General features: G+C 48.7%; 12 protein-coding genes and 2 pseudogenes. All 14 read right to left on the bottom strand.

What is annotated here, in order from left to right:
- Window positions 1-336: 336 nt before the first annotated feature.
- Window positions 337-687 (bottom strand): hypothetical protein, encoded by a 351-nt coding sequence (locus A8O29_RS17385; protein ID WP_174081386.1) that lies wholly within the window; start codon window positions 685-687, stop codon window positions 337-339.
- A gap of 136 nt (window positions 688-823) precedes the next feature.
- Window positions 824-1,234, bottom strand: coding sequence for a putative T6SS immunity periplasmic lipoprotein (locus tag A8O29_RS17390; RefSeq protein WP_125353484.1), 411 nt, complete (start codon window positions 1,232-1,234; stop codon window positions 824-826).
- Between the two features lie 376 nt (window positions 1,235-1,610).
- Entirely contained in the window at window positions 1,611-2,069 is a 459-nt protein-coding gene (locus A8O29_RS17395) for a putative T6SS immunity periplasmic lipoprotein (protein ID WP_125353483.1), read from the bottom strand.
- Window positions 2,063-2,616, bottom strand: a pseudogene (locus tag A8O29_RS17400) (type IV secretion protein Rhs). The gene A8O29_RS17395 and the pseudogene A8O29_RS17400 overlap by 7 nt, the downstream one beginning before the upstream one ends.
- Before the next feature lie 300 nt (window positions 2,617-2,916).
- Entirely contained in the window at window positions 2,917-3,291 is a 375-nt protein-coding gene (locus A8O29_RS17405; protein WP_246316621.1) for a putative T6SS immunity periplasmic lipoprotein, read from the bottom strand.
- Window positions 3,292-3,442: 151 nt separating this feature from the next.
- Window positions 3,443-3,904, bottom strand: a complete 462-nt coding sequence (locus A8O29_RS17410; RefSeq protein ID WP_246316622.1) for a putative T6SS immunity periplasmic lipoprotein — start codon at window positions 3,902-3,904, stop codon at window positions 3,443-3,445.
- Entirely contained in the window at window positions 3,898-4,449 is a 552-nt protein-coding gene (locus A8O29_RS17415; protein ID WP_125353482.1) for a type IV secretion protein Rhs, read from the bottom strand. The genes A8O29_RS17410 and A8O29_RS17415 overlap by 7 nt, the downstream gene beginning before the upstream one ends.
- Window positions 4,450-4,997: 548 nt before the next feature.
- Window positions 4,998-5,099: pseudogene (locus A8O29_RS23040) on the bottom strand (AAA family ATPase); the annotation flags it as partial.
- 1,614 nt (window positions 5,100-6,713) lie between these two features.
- Complete coding sequence (gene tssH / locus A8O29_RS17420) at window positions 6,714-9,344, bottom strand: type VI secretion system ATPase TssH (RefSeq protein WP_125353480.1); 2,631 nt, start codon at window positions 9,342-9,344, stop codon at window positions 6,714-6,716.
- Between the two features lie 180 nt (window positions 9,345-9,524).
- Complete coding sequence (locus tag A8O29_RS17425; protein ID WP_125353479.1) at window positions 9,525-10,016, bottom strand: Hcp family type VI secretion system effector; 492 nt, start codon at window positions 10,014-10,016, stop codon at window positions 9,525-9,527.
- A 22-nt stretch (window positions 10,017-10,038) separates the two neighbouring features.
- Window positions 10,039-11,736, bottom strand: a complete 1,698-nt coding sequence (locus tag A8O29_RS17430; protein WP_125353478.1) for an OmpA family protein — start codon at window positions 11,734-11,736, stop codon at window positions 10,039-10,041.
- Window positions 11,737-11,739: 3 nt separating this feature from the next.
- Window positions 11,740-12,393 (bottom strand): type VI secretion system protein TssL, short form, encoded by a 654-nt coding sequence (gene tssL, locus A8O29_RS17435; RefSeq protein ID WP_125353477.1) that lies wholly within the window; start codon window positions 12,391-12,393, stop codon window positions 11,740-11,742.
- On the bottom strand, window positions 12,390-13,727 hold the full coding sequence (gene tssK / locus A8O29_RS17440) for a type VI secretion system baseplate subunit TssK (RefSeq protein ID WP_125353476.1): 1,338 nt from the start codon (window positions 13,725-13,727) through the stop codon (window positions 12,390-12,392). The genes tssL and tssK overlap by 4 nt, the downstream gene beginning before the upstream one ends.
- 15 nt (window positions 13,728-13,742) lie before the next feature.
- A complete protein-coding gene (tssC, locus tag A8O29_RS17445; protein WP_125353475.1) occupies window positions 13,743-15,293 on the bottom strand; it encodes a type VI secretion system contractile sheath large subunit in 1,551 nt (516 codons plus the stop codon).
- Between the last annotated feature and the right edge of the window lie 20 nt (window positions 15,294-15,313).

Genomic DNA, 15,313 nt, shown 5'->3' on the forward strand with positions numbered 1-15,313 from the left:
TCAATAGAACCAAGTTCAGACAAGTAATAGCCTAACTTTCTAGATAGACTTTTATAATATTAACATCACCATCAACGTATACTATTGAACTCCTTTCCCTTACCCCATCTTGAGGCGCATCATAGATAAAGTAATAAGAACTGGAAATTCGAGTGGCATTTTTATATTTACATCAGTGTAAGAGTAGTAACTATATGTATCATTCTCGTGGTAATCAGCATGATCTGCCCATGGCATGAAAGCTGATATAATGAACTGGATAACAATAACCCCAAAGAGAATGAAAACGATCTTCCTAAGGCTCACCTTTAACTCCACTGACAAATGAAAGTCAGTTTAAAACGAAACTTTGGTCAGGATTATTTTAGTACTATTGCTGCTATAAGACAGATAAAACATCCCATTACCACCAGATGCAGAAAGCCACGATTCTTCGGTACCTCCATTTTCAACAGGTACAGCCTGAAATAAGTGATATCCTAACTTCATAAGATAATCTTTTATTATCATGACATTTCCATCAGTGTACTGTATTGAGCTCATACCTTTTTGCTCATCACGTGGTGTATCAAATGAAAAAAAATAACCACCAGAAACTCTTGGAGCATTTTTTATATCAATATCAGTATAAAAATAATAACTGCACCTGTCATTTCCCTGATAATCAGCATGATCTGTCCATGGCATTATCGCTAATACCACGAACTGAAAAACAATAACTCCAAATAGAATGAAAACGATCTTCCTAAGACTCACGCTTACCTCCCTGACAAAGAAAAGGTATAATTAAACCAAATAACCCATATCTATTTTAATAAAAAAATCAAAGAAGTGCATCTTTATCATTTAGCTTCATCTCACGTATCATGTCTTCCTCCACTTTAAATCCAGCGATTATTTTCCTTGCCCTACTTTCGGAGTTTTTTGACGTAAGTATATATCTCACAACGTATTGACCATCCCTCTCTATTAAATTGTACTCTGGAGGAATACACAATTTATCGTCCACTAGCTTTAAATCCGTACCAAATATATATTTCCACTCACCTACTTTGGCACCTCTTGGACTGATTGAAACAGCAGATAGTTGATAATCATCGGTATCCGGCACGAAAAAACATAGGCGGTTATTTTCCACAATTACCTTAGCCAATTCATCCGGTTCTAGACGATCCCCGCGACCTGGGCATCCAGTCACTAATGGCAAATACAGCGCAGAAAAAAAATCAACCACATAGTCCGCTTATGTTTATTTAACTCCATGGAAAACCTCGCAGAGCAGTCGCATAACGTTTCCGTACTGATGACTCACTAATATCACCATCCAAAGCAACAACCTGAGAAATTATAAGATTACACCATCCTCTGTATCCCTCATTCTGGAGAGTAAAATTATCCGCGATTATTTGCGCCTGTTGTTCCATTGGATATTCATATAGAAGACGGCCATCAAGTCGATATCGGTAACTCACCAACCAACTAACTAACCCTCTGAATTTAACATTCATTCCATTTTTGAGCTGCCAAACATGAGTCATTTCATGAATAAATAAATTCTGTAAAAATGGAGCCTCTTCAGAAAAATCCTCTTTATCAGTGATTGATTGAGACTATTTTTTTATTGAAATTGATGGCCTGGTAATTTCGCCACTAGTCAAAGGAAAGTTATAAACATGACCATTTGCAATACCTATACCTACGACAAATTTCCTGGTATTATTACCAGACACATTTGATGCCAGAATATATTCAGCAATAAACTTTCCATTTTTTGGAAAATTATAAAACGCAGGAGGAACACATAGTTTTCCGTCAGAAATAGTCAAATCAGGTTCGAGAATAAATTTTTTTTCTTTTAATGGAACGCCCCGCGGATTTATACCTATATCTTGGGGTTGATAATCACGTGGATTATCTATGAGGAAGCAAACACTCCCATCTATCAACTCGACAGTCGTTGTCTCATCAGGAGTTAGTCGATCTCCGACGCCTGGACATCCAGTAAGCAGAAAGCTAATACTGGATAACAAGAATAAATACGAAAAATTTAACTTTAGATTATTCACCATGGAAACCCTCTAAGTGCATTTTTATATTCAGATCTTACGACCGACTCTGAAAAACAACCATCAAGAGTCACTATCGGATGAGTCAACAATCTAAAGCGATTCCAAATCGAATACCCGCCAGTTTGCAAAACAAAGTTATCAGCGATAATTTGCGCCTGTTGCTCCATAGGGTACTCACTTAATAACCGCCATCTAGTGTGTATGTATAGCTAACAAGCCAACTCACCAATCCTCTGCCAATAATATTCATGTCTTTCTCACGCTGCCATACATGGCTCATTTCATGAATAAACAAGTGTTGAGTGTCACTGGTTTCTTTCGAAAAATCCTCTTTATACCAGTACCTAAAATATAACTCTCCATTGGGAGTCATCGCAGTATGTTCATCCTGCAAGCCAAAGGGGAGATAACTATTATGGTGAATCCAGACTTTATGGTAATCAATTGACGATCTGAAGACGGTTTTTGCTAAAGCAATCTCACCCGGCGTTAAAAGTCTTAACGTACCTTCTTTTGACCCTGTACTTTGATTTCCAGCCATAGACATTCCTTATCCTCTAATTTCTGAGTCGCTTTTACATCAAACCCAGCTCCAGCCTAACGTCAGCGACTTCAGTTTCTGCTCCACCGCCATAGAGTACGCACTTGCTGACTGAGCACCGGCAGGAGTTGCTGACTTAGCAGGCTTTCAATGTGCGTGAGCCGCTGTCCCGTTACAGGCTGGTGGTAGTTAGGGCAAGACTCTCCTCGATATGCATTTTCAGGCCATAGTGGCACTCTGGATTAGGATTACAAAGTTAAACGCTTTATTACCTGATCTATCGTTAAGCGTTGTCACTCATGATATTCACTCCTCTGGAACTTCAATTGTTCCGTAAGGTCTTGCTATTTCACGATCAGTGAGTGGAAAATTATAAAATTGACTATGATTAACGCCTACACCAACAACAAACTTTCTTGGTTCATCGACATTTCGTTCAGAGGTCAAGACGAAGTCAACGATATATTTCCCATTATCCAAAAAATGATAAAACGATGGAGGAATACATAATTGATCAGATTTTATCGAAAGTGATGGATTATCAACGAACGCTTGCTCTTTCGAAGGTGTTCCTCTTGGATTTATCGATATAATCGCAGGCTGATAACCTCCCCCATCATCAATATTCATGCAAACATTATCACCTATTCTGTTCACCTTTGCAGTTTCATCTAAGCGCATTCTGTCTCCCGGACCAGGGCATCCCGTCAGTATCAACAAACACAAGCCTGACAGCAGTACAGGCCACAATATTCTCACTATAAAAAATCCAGCGATATATTTCTGCATGTTTGGCATCTCCGAAGGTGGTAGATGGCATAAAGAGTAATTTTTAGCGTTCAGATTGATATTGGTCGAACTCTTGTTCCGTCAAAGATACGTTTTGAGCCCTGCCGTTGATCATTTCAATTGCAGTAACAAAACTTCTAGGATGATTTTTTTCATCCTGGGATTGTAAAACAAATTCAATAACAAAAGGTTCCTTTGATGTATCAGGAAAATGATAGTAGGAGGGAGGCAAACACAATTGACTATCTGTAAGGCGTAATTTAGGCGGGTCAATGAATTTTCTTTCTTTCGTTGGCACGCTTCTGAAATTGATTGCGATAAAAACTGGCTGATAATTTTTACTGTCTAAAATAGAAAAACAAAGTGAATTATCCTTCTTCAAAACACGAGTTGTTTCTGTAGGGTAATATCTCATACCTCCCCACGGACATCCCGTTAATGTTAAAAGAGAAACAGAAAATAATATAGATGGTAATAGTGAATGCCGTTTCTCAATTTTCACCATGGAAATCCTCTCAATGACTTCTGATACATTTCACGAATAAACGATTCAGAAGTATTTCCATCCAATGTAACGGTCTCCAAGCCTCTTAGTTTCTGCCAGCCATAATATCCATGAGTCCGCAAAATAAAATTATCTGCAATGATCTGCGCCTGCTGCTCCATCGGGTATTCACTTAACAGACGTCCGTCTAATGTATAGCGATAGCTGACCAGCCAACTTATCAATCCCCGACCAATAACATTCATTCCTCTGGCTCGTTGCCAGACGTGGCTTATTTCATGAATAAATAAATGCTGGAAATTATCGAGCGTCTGAGAAAAATCATCTCTGTAAAGCCCGGTACGGAAATACAGCTCACCATTTGGCGTCATCGCTGTATTTTCATTCTGCAAATTAAAAGGCACATAGCTGTCTTTATGGATCCAGACCTTTGGGTACTCGATGGTGGAAGCAAAAACAGATCTCGCCAAGTTGATTTCACCGGTAGTCAGCAGTCTGAGACCGCCTTCTTTTATTTTGTCTTGATCCTGTGTTTCGTCAATCATGTGTAAACCCCAGCGCAATCCATTTAATGACTTCTATATCATCAAGAAGCTGCGTCATCTCGAACTCCAGAGCATGGATGCGCCTTATCAGATCTAAGATCTAGCTGCATACTAAAATAATAAATTTGGCCAAAGAATATCGCTGCGCTTGCTCATTCATACCCCATTTCATATACAAAATAGAAACAAGCCGAGAGATATCAATACAGATGATAAAACCCTCACATATATATTATTTAAAAACAAACATGGAACCTGAGTCATTATCATTATAAATAACAAAAACAGCCTGGTGATTTGTCGATTGTCGGAATGGTCTTCAGTCAATCCCGATGAGACTCCAGGTTGTATCTCTGACATCCAGTCGTATTTCCCACCAACCAAAACAAGCATCATTAACATGCAGGCAGTACCGATTAGAAATAATTTAAAGCATGTAACTTTATTCATATATTACCTACAACAACAACTTGATAAGACGTTGGTAGTAGTAAAAACTACGATTCAAAAGAAAATAAGCTTTCTTTTTCATCTTTGAGTTACATCTGTTATTCAACCCCAGCCTCTTCGCTCCAGCCTAACGTCAGCGATTTCGGTTTTTGCTTCGCGACCAGGTGAGTCAGCAGTTGCTGCCTCAGCTTCATTAATAATCATTATTTAATTTTCGTCACAACCCAAAAAATTAAATAATAATTTTAACAATATGATCACGAGATTTTTGCATCTAGTAATAAGCCATATAAAAATGACATCTAAATTGGTAGAAAAATTTCGCATCACAGTCTAATGCTAATTATTCAACTCATCATAGACATACTTCAACGCAAATTTATACAACCCGTACCCTATAAAAAAACCAATTACACCTACGAAACCAACCAATAGATGGTATGGTTTTTGTGAAAAAAATAAACACCAGATTGAATAGACTGTACTCACTAAGGAAAGGGTCATTCCAATCCCGCAGATAAACCGAGACATGATAAGAAGAAAAAATCCATTTACATTCATAACGCCTTCTTTACATAAAGTATCGTAGAGTTATACTAGTAATGATCACTCCATTTTTTATTAACCTTTAAAAAAGTATACCTATAAATCAAACAGCCAACATAAGAAAATAAAAGAGACAGGATGCAAAAATAAAACTTACCTGCACATTTTGATGCAAAAAACAGCCAGAATGATATGATCACACCTATCAGCGCGATAGTCGCTCCTGTCGCACAAAGAATGTTAAAAAAAATACGATCAACGATCTTTTTTATATTCACAATCCACCAATGAAATATTTTCAACTATCATTAAACTCCTCATTATTATTTTCAGCAATCCGGCATGCCTGCTCAAAAGGCTCAACAGTATCTTCTACCAGAAAATAGAAAAATCATTTTCTAACCAAATCAATAAAAAAAGCTCAGTGAATTTACAACATCAGGGCTGACCAACAATCAGACTAATGATGCTTTATATTAATAACCTTCATTCTATTCATAATAAACATATGAGTAAGCGAACCGATACATAACATAACCAACAAAAAACTCAGCAATAGAAAATGCACCCCATAGATATTTACTCTCATTAGATGACAAGAAAAAAAACCACACTGAAAATAAAATACCCGATGCACCCAACCCCATCCCAGCACCGCGTATGGATCGAGAAAGGATAATTAACAGAATTTGTTTTATTTTCATAGACCTCCTAAAAAACACGCACAGATCTCATCAATTCTTTGCGAATTAGAATCACCTATTACACAAGTAATTTCGAATGGTCTTACAATGTCTTCCACAAGATAATACAACAAATCTAATCACACGTTAAAAATCAAACAATAGATGGTATGGTTTTTGTGAAAAAAAAGTAACACCAGATTGAATAGACTGTCCTAACTATAGCAAGGGTCATTCCACTCCCGCAGATAAACCGAGACATGACAAGAAGAAAAAACCCTTTATATTCTCAAAAACATCTCGCGGGCATATAGAACTCTATTTACCTTAACTCTCAAGAACACTCAGTGATGGTCAAATTCATTCATCATTTTTTTCATGCCATATCGAAATATTAAAAACCCAACATACGTTTGAAGTAAGAAGTATAAACCCCACGCAACTCTATAATTGTCGTACGAAAAAAACAGAAACCAGCCTCCCCACACCATCCCTGTACCCCCGAGAGCTAAACCGAGCCAACGTACAGCCATAGATAAAATAATGAGCGCTGATTTTTTGATTTTCATCATTTCGTTAAACCTGTTATTCAAACCCCAGCTCAATCCCCACCTCTTCGCTCCAGCCCAGCGTCAGCGATTTCGGTTTTTGCTTCGCCGCCATATGAGCAAGCAGTTGCTGGCTGAGTACCGGCAGGATTTGCTGGTTGAGCAGGCTGTCGACGTTGCGTGCGCCGGTGTCCGGCAGCAGGCAGGCGGACGTCAGCGCATCGAACAGGCTTTCGCCGATCTGCGTCGTCAGGCCGTAATGTCGATGTAAGCGCTTGCTCACCTGCTCCAGCTTCATCTGCACGATGGTGCGCATCGCGGTTTCCGCCAGCGGGCGGTAAATCACGGTCTGGAAACGGGCCAGCAGTGCGGGCTGGAAGTGGTCGCGCAGGATCGGGCGCAGCAGTTCGTGCAGGTCGCCTTCGGTGGCTTCCGGCTGTTCGTCCAGCAACTGCATGAGGTGGTCGCTGCCGAGGTTGGAGGTCATCAAAATCACGGTGTTGCGGAAGTCGATTTCACGCCCTTCGCCGTCGCGCATGAAGCCGCGGTCGAACACCTGATAAAACAGGTTCATCACATCGCGGTGGGCTTTCTCCACTTCATCGAGCAGCACCACACTGTATGGCCGCTTGCGCACCGCCTCGGTCAGAATACCGCCCTGGCCGTAACCGACGTAGCCCGGAGGCGAGCCCTTGAGCTGGGAGACGGTATGCGGCTCCTGGTACTCCGACAGGTTGATAGTGATAAGGGATTTCTCACCGCCGTACAGCACATCCGCCAGGGTCAGCGCGGTTTCGGTTTTGCCGGTGCCGCTCGGGCCGACCAGCAGGAACACGCCCTGTGGGCCGTTCTCGGAGGTGAGTCCGGTTTTGGCCGCCCGCAGACGCTGGGCGATGGCGTTGAGTGCCACGTCCTGGCCGACCACGCGCTTGCCGATTTCCCCTTCCAGGTTCAGCAGTTCGGTCTGTTCGTCCTTCATCAGTGAGGAAATTGGCACCCCGGTCCAGTCGGCGATGACGTTGGCGACGGTGCGGGTATCAACATCGACAGATAGCAGTGGGCTGTTCTGCTGCATGCCATCCAGTTGCTGTTGCAGGTCACGGGTCTCACTCTGGCGCGAGATATCCTTGCGGGTCTCCAGCAGTTGCTCCGTTAACGACAGCTCCTGGCCGTACTGCGTCTCGCGCTCATCCAGTCCGACAAACAGGCTGATTTCTTCCTGTTCAATTGCCGCCAGACGCTCACCCTGGCTGCTGCTCCCGACAGCGATATCTTCCAGTAGTGCCTGCTTCTCGATTTCCAGGGCGGTGATTTGCGCACGCATACGGGTTAACGGCTCCGGCACGGTATCAAGGCTCATGCGTACGCGGGCGCTCGCGGTATCGAGCAGGTCGACGGCTTTATCCGGCAACTGGCGCCCGGTCAGATAACGGCGCGACAGGGTCACGGCAGCACGGACCGCCGCATCGGTAATGTGGACGTTATGGTGTTCCGCATAGCGGGATTTCAGGCCGCGCAGCATCAGGCAGGCGGTCTCGTCGTCGGGCTCGTCGACTTTCACCATCTGGAAGCGGCGTTCAAGTGCGGCGTCGCGTTCAAAATACTGTTTGTACTCGCTCCAGGTGGTGGTGGCGATGGTCCGCAGTTCGCCCCGCGCCAGCGCCGGTTTTAACAGGTTAGCGGCATCCGCCCCGCCCGCCTGATTGCCCGCGCCGATGATGGTATGGGCTTCATCGATAAACAGCAGCACCGGCATCGGTGACTGCTGCACCGCGTCGATGACGTTTTTCAGGCGTTGTTCAAATTCACCTTTCACGCCCGCGCCCGCCTGCAACAAGCCGAGGTCAAGGGTGCGCAAGCTGACGGTTTTCAGCGATTCAGGCACGTTGCCCTCATGAATGCGCAGGGCCAGGCCTTCCACCAACGCGGTTTTGCCGACGCCCGGTTCACCGACCAGGATCGGGTTGTTTTTCCGGCGACGAGAGAGGATATCGACCATCTGGCGAATTTCAGTATCACGGCCAAACACCGGGTCGATTTTGCCCTCTTTCGCTTTAGCGGTGACGTCGAGGGTGAATTTATCCAGCGCGTTTTGCAGCGCAGGGGTCAGTTCCCCCTCTTTTATCTCGGCCCCGACCGGACGACCGACCATTTCGACATCGCCGCCCTGCTGGGCCAACTCGGCTTCCTGCTGCATCTCCGGGCGCTCGTCTGACTGCGCATCGAGCAACGGACGCAGACGTTCCAGCTGGCTTTGGCCGAGCGTCAGCAGCGGCCAGAGGCCATCACAGCGCACCAGCTTGGGTTTACCAACCAGCGCCATCAGCAGGTGATGACTTCGGATTTGTACTTCACCGGAAAGTGACGCCAGCATCCACGCTTCCTGCATCAGGGTCTGAATGCTGTCGGACAACTCCGGCCGCCCACGGACTGAATGCGGCAGCGCATCCAGCCAGCCGAGCAAATCCTGCCACAGCGCGTCCATGTCCCATTCGTAGCGGCGCGCCAGTACCGTCAGGTCACCTTCGCCCTGTTCCAGCAGTTTTAGCAGCCAGTGTTCCGGCAGGATAGATGCGTGGGCGCGGGTCTGGCACAGGCTCGCTGCGCCTTCCATGGCACGGGCACAGTAAGGGTTCAGTCGGCGTAACAGGATGGCTGGATTTTCCATGAGATTCTCTCTTTATAAGTTCCCGGGCACGCTACCGCCCTTCGCTGTTTCCTGTCAGTCAGGAACCTAAAGCGCATCAGGTCAGGCAGGCAGATTGTGTTTTTCTTTGCTGAACGTCCGCTTGTCACAGACGTTCAGCAAAAAAGAAAAGCGGGCAGAGGAACTCTGCCCGCTGGCGACTTACGCGGTGGCGCGTTCGTTCCAGGAATCGGAATGAATGATGTTGCCGTCTTTGTAGGTCCAGGTGATTTTTTCGTAACGCAACTCAATCTCTTCGAGATGGTTGTGTTTCTCTTTGGCAGGATCTTTGATGTCGTGCATTTTCGGCGCGACTTTCACCAGTTTGACGTTTTCCAGTTTGGTGTTGAAATACTCCACTTCCTGGCCAGCGTCATTGATGCGATACCACTTGAACTCAGCAGATTTCAGGGTCTGACCGGTGGTCACTGCCTTGTACAGATACGGGCTGGAAGAATCGATTTCTTTGGTGAACTTGAACGGGGTATGAACACGGGTTCCGGTCAGTTTGCCAGTGTTGTTGTCGGTGGGGATGTACAGGTTGTGATCCTGCGCAACCACTTCGATGCTGCCTTCACGCTCGTATACATCTACGGAGCCTTTAATATCCGCACCGCCGTCGTCTTTCAGCCACAGATAAACAGGAATAGCCATGAAATTACTCTCCATTGTGTTATTAAACGTCATCATCCTGCGATGACGCTGGGGATTTGCCCGATACCTGGCAGGCATTTGCCTGTGGTACCAGACTGATTTCGACACGACGGTTCAGCGCTCGGCCTTCCGCTGTGTCATTAGTTGCGACAGGGCTGGTTTCGCCATAACCCTGTACCGCAAAACAACTTTCCGGCACGTCACCGGTATCACGCATCCAGTTGCGCACCGCTTCGGCGCGTTTTAGAGATAACGTCTGGTTCAGTTGCGGCGTGCCGGTATTATCGGTGTGCCCGCTGACCACAATCAGCCAGCCAGGCCTGGCCTTGATGCCCACCAGCGAATTCACCAGCACTTTGGTCGAGCCTGGTTTGAGGTCAGATTTGCCGGAATCGAACAACGACATGCTGTCGAGGCGGACCGTTTTTGGCCCTTGAACAATTTTATTGATAACCGGAGGCGGCGGTGGCGGTGGTGCCCAGTTGTTGATCGCCGCTCGCACAGGGGCAATCAGCCGCATTCCCTGATACAACCCGAGGGTGTAACGCATCGGCGCGCCCTGGCGTTGCCAGTTATCCAGCAACCCGTTATCGCTGCGCAGTTGTTCCTGAGCCTGGACCTTCGGGGCTGGCGGGTTGCCACTCAGGCGTTGGTAAAGTGCGAGATGATCGCTGACGTTCTGGATAAAACGCTGGTTGTTGATCCACGAGGCGAGCATCGCCAGCAGCAAAAAGATCCCCACAATGCCGCCCACAACGCGCCAGGAAAGCATCAGGCGACTGATACCGTGGCGGCGTGATAAATGCGGCAGCAGCATATCCGGCAGCGGCGGAATATCCGCCGTGGACACCGAACGACTCTGCAACGTGGTGACCGAGGCGGCATGCTGTTGCCAGAGATTGTCAGGCAGCGTCGCCAGCGGCCCGCTGCAAACCGCTAACATGCAGGGAGGCAGCGCGGGAGTATCGTGGTGACGCGTCTGCATAACGTCAGTCACATGCGGTTTAATCCAGCGAAACAGAGACTCCAGCCACAGCGAGCTATCCAGACGATGGGAGTGCAACCCTTCCGGCGCAGAGGTGCACCATGGCAGATAAGATTGCGCGACCCCGTTGTTTTCCTGAACCTGAATACCTTCACGATTGTTGGTGAGAAAAAACCAGCGGTATCGTTCTTCATCGCTCATCGCTGGCGCATTCAGCCATAAGCAGGCCCATACCGGCGGCAGTCCAGCAAATGCCCGGCGTGATTGCGCAATAGCGCGCTGCCACTGATGAAGCTGGCTACTGAATGCAACCTCTTCCTGCCAGCGCTCAGGAACCACCGCCAACAAGACTGAAACCTGTGCCACCAGCGCCGGGCGCCCGGATGCGACAGACTCAGCAATTTGTGCCAGTTGTTCCGGCTGACGTACAGGCAGATACCAACCCTGACGTGTTTCGCGAAACGTTTCGTTGGCAGAGAACAGCATGTCGCCAGCTCCACACACCAGCACCAGCGCACCTTCAAAATCCTCCGGCGGCAACGCGATATCCACCACGCTTTCAGCCGTATTTTGCATTTGACGCCAGTAACGCCAGCCGAGGCCTCCCGCCGACACGAGGACAACCGCGCTCAGAAAAAGGCGGCTACCGAGGCCCAGCGGCCAGAATCCCCAGACGAGCCAGAGCGCCAGCGTGAATGCCAGCGCGACCAGCAAGGGTTTGCTCAGATTGCGCATGGATTACTCCGCGCCTGCAATGGCCGAAACCATCTGCTGCAGGGAAGTCGAAAGCAGAAACCATACGGTACCCAGCAACACAAGACCGACAGCCCAGGACAACCAGTAAAACCGGCGGCCGCTGCGCAGTCTGCCGGCCCGAGCCACGATCGGCGCTTCTTCTGTCAAAGTGAAGGGTGGCACGCGCTGGCTGAGATTACGCACCACGTCTTCGCGACCCTCATCCGCCTGCTGGCGGTAGCGGCCAACAAATCCCAGCGTCAATGCGCGCGAAAAACAGGTCAGCACTGCGATATCAGGCGATGGCTCCTGAAGTACGGTCCGAATCCGCTCCCACAGTTTTTCACCGGCATTCAGAGTGTTGAAGTACTTAGCCTGCAGCGGGTTCGCAAGCCAGGTGTTGTAACCATCATCCTGCTTGCCGCGGTTCAGCACGCTTTCATCAAACAACGCGCATAGCGTATAGAGCAGATGATCGCTGCTGCCTTGCGGTATGCCCTGCTCTTCAAGCTGCATACGCCAGCCATCGAGCCATTCACAGGTGCGACGATACAGCGCTTTACCGTCAGTGATCTCCTGCCCGTTTCGCAACTGGCTGACCATCAGCCAGCCAGGATAGAACATCTGATCGATGAAAGAGGTTGGGTTATTTTTCATGAGCGAAGCACCGCGTAGAGTTCGAGTTTGACGTCTCCCAACGCTTCTGGGATATAGAACGCGCAGTTTCCGGCATCGAGCATCGCCTCTGCGGCCGGGCCGCTAAGGTCGAGTGCGAAATACTGATTCTCAAGTCGCAGCGGGATCGCCGCGGGTACGTGCGACAGTGGCTTCAGAGCAATGCCGTTCAGTGCGACGTTCACCACATCGGCGACATCCTCAGCGCTCCCGGCTTTACACAACAGAGGGAACTGGGTTTGCAGCAGATGGTTAGGGATCGTCGAGCGAACGGAGAGATAGAGGTCTGCCCCTTCGCGCAGGCGGGCATCGTGCATTGCACCTTTCCAGAACTGTCCGGTATGGACCAGATCGATGATGATCACTCGCGACGGCAGGCTGGCTTCCAGCAGGGTATCCAATAGCGTAAATAGCGGCGGGAATACCTGCTCTGGCGCATCATGCTGATACGGAGGGATATCATCAGGACTGTGGGTCAGTGAGAACGTCAGCAAACTTCCCGCCAGACGAGACAGTTCGCGATAGTACAGTTCCGGATGACGAGTGGGGGTCTGGAACAGTTCTGCCAGCACCGGTTCGGCGCTATTCAGGGCATTCAGCAGCCAGAACAGCGAAACGTCGGCCACCGCAAAGTCAGCCAGACGTTCGTTGCTCTCCCGGCGCATTTTCATCAAACGACGTCGACGTGCCTGCAAACGGTGCAGCAAATCGCTGAGATCCTGCGACAAGCGCGGGCTGGCAGAAAACGACAGTGCGGGAGGGATAAAGCTCTCGTCCATTGCCCATTGGCCCTGCGTATTACGTACAAGACGTGCCACCGGACAGGTCAGCCAGGCTGCATTTTCCTGATGGGCAAAACGCAGTGAAATGGCGTGACGTAAAATCGCCAGTTCCGTCTGCTCAAGCCCGGACAGCTCCTGAACGGTCACCCATTCCTGACGCCAGCGCTGCGGGCGCTCGCTGTTTTTGCCTACATCCAGATTCCCACCGTTAGCAGAAAGCAGCGGCAGCGCCAGCACCACCTCAACACTTTCCCGCCCCTGTGCCTCGGTCAAGTCGCAGACCGCGGGCAGAGTATCGGCGACGCTCGTATCCACCAGCGTGCCGTCCGGGAAACGCACTACCAGACGCGTGGCATTGAGTCGAGAAAGCGCCAGTGCAGAAGCATCAAACTCGGCATGCAGCACGCCCCAGGTATGTGCCAACGACATCGCTGCCACATTCTCTGTGTTATAGGCATCCCAACGAGACTGCTGCTGGAACTGCTGCGGGGCCAGCGTGGCCCCGTCAGTCCATAATGGACGATAGATTTTCATCCCTGGAATTCCACCTTACGCTTTCGCTTTCGGCATCTGGGAAACCAGCGACAGATTCACATCCATGCCTTCGACCTGGAAGTGCGGGATAGCGAACAGTTTCACGCGGAAGAAGCCCGGGTTGTCTTCGATGTCTTCAACCAACACCTTCGCATCACGCAACGGGTGAGAAGCCTGCAGTTCGTCGCCCGGATCGGTCATTTCGGTCACCAGACCGCGGACCCAAGTGTTGAGCTCCAGCTCGAGCAAACGGCGGTCTTTGGTGGTGCCGATGTTTTCACGCTGAATTAACTTCAGATAGTGCGCGATACGCGACAGCAGGAAAATGTATGGCAGGCGGGAGTTGATCCGGCTGTTAGCGGTGGCATCAGCAGTGTCGTACAGTGCCGGTTTCTGAGTAGAGTTCGCTGAGAAGAAGCAGGCGTAATCGCGATTTTTGTAGTACGACAGCGGGATAAAGCCGAGGTTGGCGAATTCAAATTCGCGGGTTTCCGGAATCATCACTTCTGACGGGATCTTCACCTGATTACCGGTACCGAGGTCATAAAGGTGGATTGGCAGATCTTTCACCGCGCCACCCGCCTGCGGGCCACGAATTTGCACGCACCAGCCGTTGTTGATGAAGCTTTTCACCATGTTGGCGGCAAAGGCGAACGAGGCGTTGGTCCACAGATATTTGTCGTGTTCAGGCCCCTTCACTTCTTCAATGTAATTGAAACTGCGCACTGGCACGGTGTCCGGGCCATACGGCAGGCGGCCCAGCACGCGCGGCATGACCAGGCCAAGGTAGCGGGAGTCGTCGGTATCGCGGAAGGATTTCCACTTGATGTATTCGGCACGGTCGAAGTAGTTACCGATATCCTTGATGGCCGCCACTTCTTCCATTTTCTCTTTCAGGAAGAATTTAGGGCCAGCGGAACCGATAAACGGCATGTGTGCCGCAGCGGATACTTTGGAAATGTTACGCATCAGCGCCACGTCCTGCGCCGAGGCGTCGAACTCGTAGGCAGAAATCACGGCCGCAATCGGCTCACCGCCCGGGGTGTCGTATTCCGCGATGTAAGTCTGCTTGTACAGGCCGCTCTGGATGATTTCCGGGGCGTCTTCGAAGTCCTGACGCAGTTCTTCTTTCGACAGGTCGAGGATTTCCAGCTTCACGTTCTGGCGGAAGTCGGTTTTATCCACCAGCGATTTCAGGCCACGCCAGATGGACTCCACTTTCTGAAACTCGTCGTGGTGCATCACCTCATCGAGCTGGCGGCTGATCTGGAAATCCAGCTCCGCAATGTGATGATCCAGCAGAGTTTTGTCCAACTTCTCGACCTGCTGACTGGATTTTTGCAGGCACTGCATGAACACTTTGACCGCAGCGGTAACGCGCGCGTCAGCAGAAGTTTCAGCCATGACGACGTTATCGTCAAAACCGTTAAGATCGTCGATGGACGATACCGGTTTTAAATTAATTTTGGAGAACAGAGAGGCGTAAACACCGTCGTTAGGCAGCGTTTTTACAATAGTCGCCCCGCCCGTAGATACCTGGGATTCATTATTGACTGACATAAGCATTTTTCTCTAAATTAGTCCGT

Origin of the sequence: Scandinavium goeteborgense (assembly GCF_003935895.2) — a bacterium.
Taxonomy (GTDB): domain Bacteria; phylum Pseudomonadota; class Gammaproteobacteria; order Enterobacterales; family Enterobacteriaceae; genus Scandinavium; species Scandinavium goeteborgense.